This window comes from Phyllobacterium sp. GQ127 (assembly GCF_059758635.1).
Genome location: NZ_JCAXDZ010000005.1, coordinates 218,424 through 228,863, shown reverse-complemented (window position 1 = coordinate 228,863; position 10,440 = coordinate 218,424). Strand labels below are relative to the sequence as shown.

Annotated in this window: 10 protein-coding genes; 4 read left to right on the top strand and 6 right to left on the bottom strand. The window is 54.3% G+C overall.

Going from position 1 to position 10,440, the window contains the following annotated elements; translation table 11 throughout:
- Window positions 1-8: 8 nt before the first annotated feature.
- Window positions 9-956, top strand: a complete 948-nt coding sequence (locus AC6CHM_RS18775) for an NADP-dependent oxidoreductase (RefSeq protein WP_498174034.1) — start codon at window positions 9-11, stop codon at window positions 954-956.
- 3 nt (window positions 957-959) lie between these two features.
- On the opposite strand, the gene AC6CHM_RS18770 is transcribed toward AC6CHM_RS18775, so the two are convergent.
- Complete coding sequence (locus tag AC6CHM_RS18770; protein WP_498174032.1) at window positions 960-1,787, bottom strand: AraC family transcriptional regulator; 828 nt, start codon at window positions 1,785-1,787, stop codon at window positions 960-962.
- Between the two features lie 115 nt (window positions 1,788-1,902).
- Window positions 1,903-2,799 (bottom strand): bile acid:sodium symporter family protein, encoded by an 897-nt coding sequence (locus AC6CHM_RS18765; RefSeq protein ID WP_115053704.1) that lies wholly within the window; start codon window positions 2,797-2,799, stop codon window positions 1,903-1,905.
- A 295-nt stretch (window positions 2,800-3,094) separates the two neighbouring features.
- Here AC6CHM_RS18765 and AC6CHM_RS18760 point away from each other — a divergent pair, with 295 nt between their 5' ends.
- From AC6CHM_RS18760 to AC6CHM_RS18750, 3 genes are all read left to right on the top strand, one after another.
- Complete coding sequence (locus AC6CHM_RS18760; protein WP_115053703.1) at window positions 3,095-4,315, top strand: MFS transporter; 1,221 nt, start codon at window positions 3,095-3,097, stop codon at window positions 4,313-4,315.
- Between the two features lie 212 nt (window positions 4,316-4,527).
- A complete protein-coding gene (locus AC6CHM_RS18755) occupies window positions 4,528-5,454 on the top strand; it encodes an ABC transporter ATP-binding protein (protein ID WP_307275253.1) in 927 nt (308 codons plus the stop codon).
- The gene (locus AC6CHM_RS18750) at window positions 5,451-6,212 is read left to right on the top strand and encodes an ABC transporter permease (protein ID WP_115053701.1); all 762 of its coding nucleotides are present in this window, start codon (window positions 5,451-5,453) and stop codon (window positions 6,210-6,212) included. The genes AC6CHM_RS18755 and AC6CHM_RS18750 overlap by 4 nt, the downstream gene beginning before the upstream one ends.
- Window positions 6,213-6,421: 209 nt before the next feature.
- Here AC6CHM_RS18750 and AC6CHM_RS18745 read toward each other — a convergent pair whose 3' ends face one another.
- The 4 genes from AC6CHM_RS18745 to AC6CHM_RS18730 all read right to left on the bottom strand — a co-directional run bounded on the left by AC6CHM_RS18745 (window position 6,422) and on the right by AC6CHM_RS18730 (window position 10,399).
- A complete protein-coding gene (locus AC6CHM_RS18745; RefSeq protein WP_498174029.1) occupies window positions 6,422-6,856 on the bottom strand; it encodes a TA system VapC family ribonuclease toxin in 435 nt (144 codons plus the stop codon).
- Window positions 6,856-7,083, bottom strand: a complete 228-nt coding sequence (locus AC6CHM_RS18740; RefSeq protein WP_115053850.1) for a CopG family transcriptional regulator — start codon at window positions 7,081-7,083, stop codon at window positions 6,856-6,858. Before AC6CHM_RS18740 ends, AC6CHM_RS18745 begins: the two co-directional genes overlap by 1 nt.
- Window positions 7,084-7,166: 83 nt before the next feature.
- Window positions 7,167-7,883 (bottom strand): ligase-associated DNA damage response endonuclease PdeM, encoded by a 717-nt coding sequence (gene pdeM, locus AC6CHM_RS18735; RefSeq protein ID WP_498174026.1) that lies wholly within the window; start codon window positions 7,881-7,883, stop codon window positions 7,167-7,169.
- Window positions 7,880-10,399 carry a ligase-associated DNA damage response DEXH box helicase gene (locus tag AC6CHM_RS18730; RefSeq protein ID WP_337354807.1) on the bottom strand — a complete coding sequence of 840 codons (2,520 nt, stop codon included), beginning with the start codon at window positions 10,397-10,399 and terminating at the stop codon, window positions 7,880-7,882. The genes pdeM and AC6CHM_RS18730 overlap by 4 nt, the downstream gene beginning before the upstream one ends.
- Between the last annotated feature and the right edge of the window lie 41 nt (window positions 10,400-10,440).

Here is a 10,440-nt window from a genome sequence, read left to right as displayed (position 1 = left end):
AGTTCATCATGCGGGCAGCAGCAGTGCAGTCATTTGGCGCAAAGGTGGAACTGATTGACGTTCCAAAGCCGCAGCCCGGTAAAGATCAACTTCTGGTCAAAATTTCTGCCGCCGCAATCAATCCATTCGACTGGAAAGTGGCAAACGGAATTCTCAAAGGCAAGGCGCCGCATGTTTTTCCCTTGATCTTGGGTAATGACGCAGCCGGTATCGTCGAATCCTGCGGTGAGGACGTTACTGGTTTTGCCGTAGGCGATAGAATATTCGGCCAGTTTCTGCATATGCCGCTCGGCGAGGGCCCTTATGCGGAATATGCGCGCGTGCCCGCATCAAACCTTTTGATAAAACTGCCAGATGCCCTCACTGTCTTTCAGGCGGCCGCCCTTCCCACTGCCGGGATGACGGCGCTCCAAATGGTCGAAAATCTTGATCTGCCAAAGGGCGCAACCATCCTCATTGTCGGCGCTACGGGCGGCGTCGGATCATTTGCCGTGCAATTGGCAGTGGCTCGCGGCCTGAAAGTCATTGCGACCGCCCGCCCTGCAAAAGCCGCCGCGACGATTAAGCTCGGTGCCATTGCCACAATTGACCACACTGCTTCGCCTGCTAGCGAACAACTGCATAAGCTCTATCCAGGCGGCATTGACGGCTTGATCGACCTGATGAGCAATGCTGCGGAGTTTTCCGCACTTTCAGCACAGGTCAAACAGGGCGGAACCGCCTATACAACAGCCTTTGTGGCCGATGATTCAGAGTTGCAAAAGCGCTCGCTCAAAGGCGGCAATTTTGAACTCGCCGCCGATCAAGCCCTTCTGGGTCGTCTTGTCGATCATGTGGTTGCAGGCCGCGTGGTCGTGCCGGTTGATCAGATCATTTCACTGGACGAAGTACCGGAAAATATCGAACAGAGCCGCGCGGGCCGCTCTGCCGGTAAAACGCTTATCAAGTTCGATTGACGTCTAAAGTCTTTGATGAAGATAGGCGCGGGGCGGCGTTCCAAGCATCCGCTTGAACATCGTTGTGAATGCCGGGACGCTGTCATAGCCGAGATCAAGCGCAACACTTGTCACCGGTTCACCCGCTGTCAGTCGTGGCAAGGCGGCGAGCAGACATGCCTGCTGACGCCAGGTGGAAAGACTCAAACCCGTTTCCCGCTTGAATATGCGGGTAAATGTGCGCCTGCTCATGCCAAGCTCATCGGCCCAATGATCAATATTCGTATGCGGCGATGGGCTTTTGAGAAAATCATGACAAAGCGCTGCCAAGCGGCGATCATCTGGAAAGGGGAGACCCAGCGGCCGTTCGGGTAGATTTGGAATCTCGTGCAATAGCAAGCCCATGACAAAGGCTGCCCGCGTATTAGCCGTGGCATCCGCTGGCAGGTTAACGGCCTCCCGGATCAAGCTGTCCATCAGCGGCGTCAGCCCCACCACATGGAGGTGCCCTTTCAATCCATCCACAGCCTCTGGCCGCACATAGATCGACTGCATGGAAACGTTACCAAACATGTCGACAGCATGTTCAATCCCTGCAGGCAACCACAAGGCATGATGTGGAGGAACCATCCACCGCCCGAACTTGGTCGTGACCATCGCCACACCCGCTATAGCGTGCAACAATTGCGACTGGTTGTGATAATGACGCGCGATATGATGTCCCGCCGGATAGGCTGTTGCAAGCGCAAGAACATCTCCTTCCGCCTGATCCAGCCACGTTAACCGGAGATGGTGCAGGTTCTCCAGCTCCATTCCGGCAGAGTTCGTGCCCGGGAAGTTTTTGTAACGCATGGATTTGGCCCACTTACGAAAGAAGTAGACCAAACCATGAAAACGAGGCTGGCTCAACTGCTAAAGGCTTGCCGATCCTGGAGCATGCTTGTCGAACCCCTGCAAGCCGCCCGTTTCACATAGGATCGACAAAAGTCACTTTTCCGGCAGCTTTTTGCCGCGTCTTCAGCCAGTAGCCAAAGAGAGCGGCCGTGACAAAGGCGATCAGCCCATAAATTGCTGCGGGGACAGCCATTGTAGGATTGTTGAGGAGAAACGGGCTGAGCGCTATGGCGATGGCAAGCGTGCCGTTGTGAATACCGATCTCCATGCCGATTGCGGTCGACTGGCGGTTATCGATACCAACTGCCCTTGGCACGAAATAACCAATAGCGAGACTGACCAGATTGAATGTCAAAGTCGCGAGTCCGACTATCGGCGCCCAAATTTGGAGTGTTTCCCATTCCTGCACAAGCGCGACCAACACGACCATCATCAGAAATACCAGAGACAATATCTTGACGGGCCGTGCCATATTGTCGGCAAAAGCAGGAAAGCGGTGGCGTATCCACATACCAATGATCACCGGCCCGAGCACAATGATGAATACTTGCATCACTTTGGCAAACTGCAACGGGATCGCTTGCCCTTCTGAGAAAAAATGCGCCAGCGACCAATTTACGATCAGCGGCAGAGTTATGATCGAAAGTGCGGAATTGATTGCAGTAAGAGAGATATTCAGCGCAACGTCCCCGTCAGCAAGATGGCTATAGAGATTGGCGGACGTGCCACCGGGGCTGGCTGCCAGAAGCATCATTCCGACGGCAAGCGCCGGTTCAAGATTGAATAGATAAATAATCGCAACACAGGCCAAAGGCAGAATGAATGTCTGGCAGACAAGTGCTACCAGAACCGCTTTGGGTGCCTTGAGCACCTTTTGAAAATCTTTCAAGGTCAAGGCCAGCCCAAGACCGAGCATGATAATGCCCAGCGACACAGGCAGGAATATTGTCAGCGCAAGACTATTTTCCATAGTTCCCCCTCACATATGTTTCCCGAGCACCTGATATGCTTCAGGAAAGAACGTTCATCACTCCCCAATGAACGGCCCCCACTCAACGTTATATTTATTTCGATTTCAATGAGACTAAAGTCCAGTGGTCGTACATAGGCTGTATCCAGTCGAAATATCGCACGACCATGTACATTTGGCCCACCTGCGAAAGAAATGGACCAAACCACGAAAGCAGGTTCCATGCAATTTCTGTATGAGGATGAGCTGAGCGTCGCAACCTCGCTTATCCGCTCATAGTTGATGGACCAGTTTAATGACCGATACAGCCATGCCCGCGCAGCGTTCCGCTGCCGAAACAACCGTCTTCGCTATTATATTCGCCGTCAGCTTCTGTCATCTGCTCAATGATATGATGCAGTCGCTACTTGCGGCCATCTATCCGATGCTGAAAGAGAATTATGGCCTGAATTTCAAGCAGATCGGCATTCTGACCCTTATTTTTCAGGGGACTGCCTCCCTGCTTCAGCCTCTTGTGGGAACCTATACGGATAAGCGCCCCATGCCCTATTCACTGCCGGTCGGGATGGCCTTTTCGCTGGCGGGTCTCGCCACGCTTTCGTTCGCCACCCATTATGCAATGCTGCTTGTCGGGGCCGCCTTGATTGGCATAGGCTCTTCCATATTCCACCCGGAATCCTCGCGCGTTGCCCGGCTTGCTTCCGGTGGCCGGCACGGGCTTGCCCAGTCGCTTTTTCAGGTTGGTGGAAATTTCGGCACAGCCCTTGGCCCATTGCTGGCAGGCTTTATCGTTTTGCCCTATGGCCAAAAGAGCATTATCTGGTTCTCGGCCGCTGCACTGCTTGGCATGATCATTCTTTATCGTGTGGGTAGCTGGTATCAGGATTACCGTGTTGCCAATGCCAAGAAAACCCAGCCAAGAAAGATCGTGAACCTCACGCGCGGCAAGATCATGATGTCGCTGTTCATCTTGACCCTGCTGGTCTTCACCAAGAATATTTATATGGTCAGCATTTCCAGCTATTACACTTTCTACGTCATTCACAAGTTCCAGATTACGGTGCAGCAGTCTCAGATGATGCTGTTCCTGTTCCTTGGTGCAGCCGCTGCCGGGACCATCCTTGGCGGACCTATCGGCGACAGGATTGGCACAAAGGCCGTGATCTGGTTCTCCATTCTCGGTGTTCTGCCATTCACGCTCATGATGCCATACGCAAACCTGTTCTGGACCGGCGTGCTGACCGTCATCATCGGCTTCGTTCTTTCCTCAGCCTTTTCTGCAATTGTCGTGTTTGCGCAGGAACTGGTGCCCGGACGGGTTGGAATGGTAGCCGGCATCTTTTTCGGTTTTGCTTTCGGCATGGCCGGGCTTGCGGCGGCTGTGCTCGGTTTCGTCGCCGATAATAAGGGCATCGATTTTGTCTATCAGATTTGTGCCTATCTGCCCTTCCTCGGCTTGCTGACCATCTTCCTGCCAAGCATGCGAGAAGTTCGGGGCGAGATTGCAAAAGCCTAAGATCAGGATCTGACAATCCTTAAAAAAGGGGAAGCCTTTGCGTGGCTTCCCCTTTTTGTTTTTGGCTACTGACGCCATTTGTCAGCAGGGTGGTTTGAAATTCCTTTTTCAACACCATATAAGGAACGTCATTTCCTAGATGCTTCACATCAGGCGATCTGATTCATGTGTCAGTGTTCAGATTGCATAAAGTTTCCTTCCGGATACAAATCATGTCATCAGCAATCTCCGTCTCCAGCGTCAACAAGACCTATGAATCCGGGTTTCAGGCGCTGAAAAATATCAATCTTGAAATCCGTCACGGCGAGATCTTTGCCCTGCTTGGGCCAAATGGCGCGGGCAAGACGACGCTGATCAGCATAATCTGCGGTATCGTCAATCCGACATCGGGCACAATTCTCGCCGATGGTCACGACATCATCAAGGAATACAGAGCCTCCCGCACCAAGATCGGTCTTGTGCCGCAGGAGCTGACGACTGATTCCTTTGAAACAGTCTGGGCAACAGTCAGCTTCAGCCGGGGTCTTTTCGGCAAGCCTGCCAATCCGGCGCATATCGAAAAGATCCTGAAAGAATTGTCTCTCTGGGAGAAGAAAGACTCCAAGATCATGACCCTTTCCGGCGGCATGAAACGCCGCGTCATGATTGCCAAGGCATTGTCGCATGAGCCGGAAATCCTGTTTCTGGACGAACCGACTGCCGGTGTGGATGTCGAGTTGCGCCGCGATATGTGGAATGTGGTTCGGGCATTGCGGGAGTCCGGTGTCACCATCATCCTGACCACGCATTACATCGAAGAAGCCCAGCAGATGGCCGACCGTATCGGCGTCATCAATCACGGCGAGATTATCCTGATCGAGGAAAAGGATGAGCTGATGCGGTCTTTGGGCAAGAAGCAGCTTCGGCTCCAACTGTCCGAAACGCGCCAGGATATTCCGGCAGCGCTGGAAAAATACGGGCTGGAACTGTCGCAGGATGGCGGCGAACTGGTCTATACCTATGACACGCAGAAAGAGAGGACCGGCATTACCTCATTGCTCAAGGACCTCGACAAGGCATCTGTCCGCTTCAATGACATTCAGACAAAAGAAAGCTCACTTGAAGAAATCTTCGTGAGCCTGGTGAGAGAACGCAAATGAACCTCTATGCGGTCAAAGCAATATATTTGTTCGAAATGCACCGTACATGGCGCACGATCATGCAGAGCGTTATTTCGCCTGTCGTGTCGACCAGCCTGTACTTCGTCGTTTTCGGTTCCGCGATCGGTGGACGTATTCCCGAGATCAGCGGTGTCAGCTATGGCGCATTCATCGTGCCGGGCCTGATCATGCTGTCGCTGCTGACCCAAAGCATTTCCAATGCTTCCTTCGGCATTTATTTTCCGAAATTTGTCGGCACGATCTACGAGCTTTTGTCGGCGCCCGTCTCCTATGTGGAAATTGTCATTGCCTATGTCGGGGCCGCCGCCACGAAATCCATCATCCTCGGCTTGATCATTCTCGCCACAGCAGCGCTGTTCGTTCCGCTGCGCATTGAGCATCCATTCATCATGCTGCTGTTCCTCGTCCTGACGGCGGTGACTTTCAGCATGTTCGGCTTCATCATCGGCATATGGGCGGATGGTTTTGAAAAGCTGCAACTCGTGCCGCTCATGATTGTCACGCCGCTGACCTTCCTTGGGGGCAGCTTCTACTCCATCGACATGCTACCGCCATTCTGGCAGACGGTGACGCTGTTCAACCCGGTTGTCTATCTGATCAGCGGCTTCCGTTGGAGCTTCTATGGTCTGTCCGATGTGCATATCGGCACCAGCCTTGCCATGACTGCCGTATTCCTTGTGGCCTGCATGCTGATCCTGCGCTGGATTTTCAAGACAGGATATCGGTTGAAGAGCTGAGGCTAAAGCGCTTGGTGTTTTGATTGAATCAAAACGGTGCTCCAGGGAGACGCAGTGATTTTGCATGAATTTGATGCGTGCTTCGACAAGCTCAGCATGAGGGAGGTAGTGAGTTGCAAAATCTCAGAACTAGCTTCCTGCCAATCTCTAGTTCCTCATGCTGAGCTTGTCGAAGCACGCATTACCAACGTGCCGGTCACTTGGCCTGCCTACTGGTCTATGACATGGAGGCAACCCTTGCCTCCATCTACAGCATCCGTTACCAGCCTCCGGTCGAATGTCGCCAGTTGGCCGCCTCGCATACGGGCGAGCGCGAGCAGATAAGTATCCGTAACCTGGCTGAAACTGAGAAGCCTTGTTGGATCAATAAGGTCAGAACTTACAAAGCTTAAATCATCTTGCCAAAAGGCATGTCCGGGCAAAGCTGTCAGGCTGGAAAGTAGCGGCATGACCGCCGCCGGTGTGCCGGGGGAATTGGGGTAGCGTGGATTGCCTATGATCCTGAGCACACCGTTCTGAGTCAGCGGAGACGTTGCCCACGACGCTTTGCCTACACGATCAAACCACTCATGTGCTGCATCATGATGGACATGTACCGGGTCGAATAAGGCGATCAGTACACTAACGTCGAGTAGAAATACCATTATGGCAGTTCATCACGAAGCTGATTGACGAATTCCATTGTTACCGGGGTGTTGTCTTTTATCCGAAGCAGAGGCACGCCATTTCGTTTATCTTTCCCCATGCCTGGAGTCTGAAGCGACTGACGAGCCAGCGTCGAAATCACCTCTCCGACAGTCTTGTGCTGTCTTGCCGCCAAACCTTTAGCCGCAGCAAGTACATCATCATCTATTGCCAGTGTCGTTCTCATTTTCGTGCCCTGCATCACGCATCAAACATCTCGCATCAGATATAAGGCATTTGTTTGATTTTTTCAAACAGCAAAGCCAGCACTCAAATATAAAGCGCCTTGGCGGTCATAGGATAGACCCGCTTGCTGCCAAGCATATAGGCGATGATGGCCTGTGCATCGAACAGCCCGTGAAATGGCCGTCCGAGAATATTCATGCCGCCCGTATAGGCGCCGAAAGCCGGCATGATCATGCGGGAGCGATCACTGACGAAACAGCGGCGTTGCACCGCCTGTCCACGGCGAACCACTTTGGCAGCTGGATGCAAATGTCCGGCAATTTCGCCGGGGCAGGGGCGTTTGGAAGGCTCGTGCCGGAAGATCAGATTACCGAAAGCCAATTCGGTAAATGTTTCACCCGGAAGCTCCGCAGGATGGTCCGGATCATGGTTTCCCGTGATCCATACCCATTCGCGTCCAGCCATCAGTGAACCGAGCTGCGCCGCATATTGCTCCGGCAAGCGCGCAGCCGCCTCTCCATCGTGGAAACTGTCGCCAAGGCTGATGACACTGGCAGGATTGTAGCGCGCGATCACTCGCCCCAAGGCGGCAAGCGTTGTTGCCGTATCATAGGGTGGCAGCATCATGCCGCGCCGCGCAAAGGATGAACCTTTTTCGAAATGCAAATCCGATACGACAAGAATCCGTTCATCTTCCAGATACATAGCGCCGGAAGGGTCGCAAACGCATCTATGCCCGGCGACAACCATTTCGGCCGCCCCATGCAACATAGTCTTGGTTATTTGCGATACGAGATTCATGAATGGTCCGACATTTCCCGGGTCAATTCTTCGGCGATTTCTTCAAGCAAGGTTTCATGCGCTTCGCCGGGAACACGTTCCTTGCCGATTTCCATCATGACTGGAACGGCCAGCGGCGAAATCTGGTCCAGATCCTTATGGATGATATGGCCTTTGATTCGCCCCAGCATATCGCTGAGGCGGCGAATGTCCAGAAGTCCGGTCGCCGCATCGGCGCGGGTTGCCTGAATGAGAATGTGATCCGGCTCATGCTCCCGCAGCACATCGTAAATCAGATCGGTGGAAACCGTCACCTGCCGCCCGGTCTTTTCCTGTCCGGGATGCCGCTTCTCAACGAGACCGGAAATCAGCGCGCAGTTGCGAAAGGTTCGTTTCAGCATGAAGCTTTCCGACAGCCACGCTTCCAGATCATCGCCAAGCATGTCTTCGTCGAAAAGTTCCGAAAGCGGTAGCTCGCCCTTTTTGAACATGCGGCCCATGTCGCGCAGGCCCCAGATTGACAGCGCATAATCGGTGGCGATAAACCCGAGTGGCCGCGCCTTTGCCCGCTCCAGCCTGCGCGTTAAAAGCATGCCCAGCGTCTGATGCGCCAGCCTGCCTTCAAAGGCATAGATTACCATATAGGATCGCTCGCCGCGCGGAAATGTTTCCACCAGAAGGCTTCCCGGTTGCGGCAGCACGGATTTTTCCTTCTGGATCCGCAGCCAATCACTCACCTGATCGGGCAGCGCGCCCCAGCGAGCCGGGTCCGCCAGAATATTGCGCACCTGATCGGCGAGATAAGTGGTCAGCGGAAATTTGCCGCCCGCATAAGAAGGTATCTTTGCGTCAAAACCATCCGCCTTTGACACAATACATTCGTTCTCGCGTATTCCCTCAAACCGCAGCACGCGGCCGGAAAAGAAAAACGTATCGCCAGGGCTGAGCGCCTCGATAAAATGCTCTTCGACTTTGCCAAGCACCGGCCCGCCGCGCACATTGCTGCCCTTGCCCCGCTGCCGTGTCAGCCGCACATTGAGCGAAGGCGCTTCAATGATTGTGCCGACATTCAAACGGTATTGCTGGGCGACACGCGGATGCGTCACCCGCCATGAGCCATCTGCCGCCTGCCGGATTTTTGCAAAGCGTTCATAGCTTTTCAGCGCATAGCCACCCGTCGCGACAAATTCGATAATCCGGTCAAATGTATCGCGCGGCAAAGCGGCATAGGGCAGGGCGGTGGTGACTTCCGCATAAAGCTCATCCGCCTGAAATGGCTCGGCGCAAGCCATGCCCAGCACATGCTGGGCCAATACGTCCAGCGAACCTTCGCCCAAGGCTGGCGTATCCTGCGCCCCGATATAATTGGCATCGAGCGCCGCCTGACATTCCATGACTTCGAAGCGATTGGCTGGAACCAGTATCGCCCGCGATGGCTCATCCATCCGGTGATTGGAACGCCCGATCCTTTGCGCAAGGCGACTCGCACCCTTTGGCGCGCCTACATGAATGACCAGATCGACATCACCCCAGTCAATACCAAGATCGAGCGTCGAAGTCGCAACCACGGCGCGCAAGGCATTGGCAGCCATCGCCTGTTCCACCTTGCGCCGCTTGCTTACATCGAGTGAGCCATGATGCAGCGCAATCGCCAGATTATCCTCATTGGCCATCCAAAGATCGTGAAACAAGCGCTCCGCCTGACTGCGCGTATTGACAAAGATCAGCGTCGTGGCGTGCTGTTTGATTGCTTCATATATGCCCGGCAAAGCATAGACCGCCGAATGTCCCGCCCAGGGAACCCGGTCTTCCGTTTGCAAAATGGTGATATGCGGTTTTGCACCGCCTTCAACCTTGACCAGACTTGCCAAGGGCGAGCCATCGGTTTGCGGCACAAGCCAGCCGCGCAATTCATCAGGGTCGGCAACGGTTGCCGACAGGCCGATTGTCTGCAATCCCGGTTGCAGGCGGCGCAATCGCGCCAGTCCCAGCGATAGAAGATGCCCGCGTTTCGATGTTACCAGCGAATGCAATTCATCAAAGATGACATAGCGCAAATCTTCGAAAAACCGCCCTGCATCCTTGGCCGCAATCAGCAGTGCCAATTGCTCCGGCGTCGTCAGCAATATATCGGGCGGCGCCAGCTTCTGCCGCTGGCGCTTATGGGCAGGCGTGTCGCCGGTGCGCGTTTCAAGCCTTATGCCAAGCCCCATTTCTTCGATAGGTTTGGCAAGATTGCGCTGAATATCGACGGCCAGCGCCTTGAGCGGCGAAATATAGAGCGTGTGAATGCCGCGGCTCGCTGCATTGCTTTTGCCGCGCTGGGCTAAATCGACCAGCGAGGGGAGAAAACCCGCCAGCGTCTTGCCCGCACCGGTTGGGGCAATCAGCAGGGTCGACTGCCCTGCCTGCGCCGCCTCAAGCAGTTCCAGCTGATGGGCACGCGGCGACCAGCCCTTGGCCTGAAACCAGTTCAGGAAAAGCGGAGGCAAAAGGGCGGAGCCGGTGTCGGCGGTGGGTGCTTTGCTGATTTTCACTGGGGCGAATGTAGTGGTCCGGCATCAAAGCGCCAAGTTTT

Coding starts and splice junctions, on each gene's coding strand:
- AC6CHM_RS18745 (WP_498174029.1), bottom strand. CDS start 6,856: ATGGTATTTCTACTCGACGTTAGTGTACTGATCGCCTTATTCGACCCG.
- AC6CHM_RS18775 (WP_498174034.1), top strand. CDS start 9: ATGCGGGCAGCAGCAGTGCAGTCATTTGGCGCAAAGGTGGAACTGATT.
- AC6CHM_RS18750 (WP_115053701.1), top strand. CDS start 5,451: ATGAACCTCTATGCGGTCAAAGCAATATATTTGTTCGAAATGCACCGT.
- AC6CHM_RS18760 (WP_115053703.1), top strand. CDS start 3,095: ATGACCGATACAGCCATGCCCGCGCAGCGTTCCGCTGCCGAAACAACC.
- AC6CHM_RS18740 (WP_115053850.1), bottom strand. CDS start 7,083: ATGAGAACGACACTGGCAATAGATGATGATGTACTTGCTGCGGCTAAA.
- AC6CHM_RS18755 (WP_307275253.1), top strand. CDS start 4,528: ATGTCATCAGCAATCTCCGTCTCCAGCGTCAACAAGACCTATGAATCC.
- AC6CHM_RS18770 (WP_498174032.1), bottom strand. CDS start 1,787: ATGCGTTACAAAAACTTCCCGGGCACGAACTCTGCCGGAATGGAGCTG.
- AC6CHM_RS18765 (WP_115053704.1), bottom strand. CDS start 2,799: ATGGAAAATAGTCTTGCGCTGACAATATTCCTGCCTGTGTCGCTGGGC.
- pdeM (WP_498174026.1), bottom strand. CDS start 7,883: ATGAATCTCGTATCGCAAATAACCAAGACTATGTTGCATGGGGCGGCC.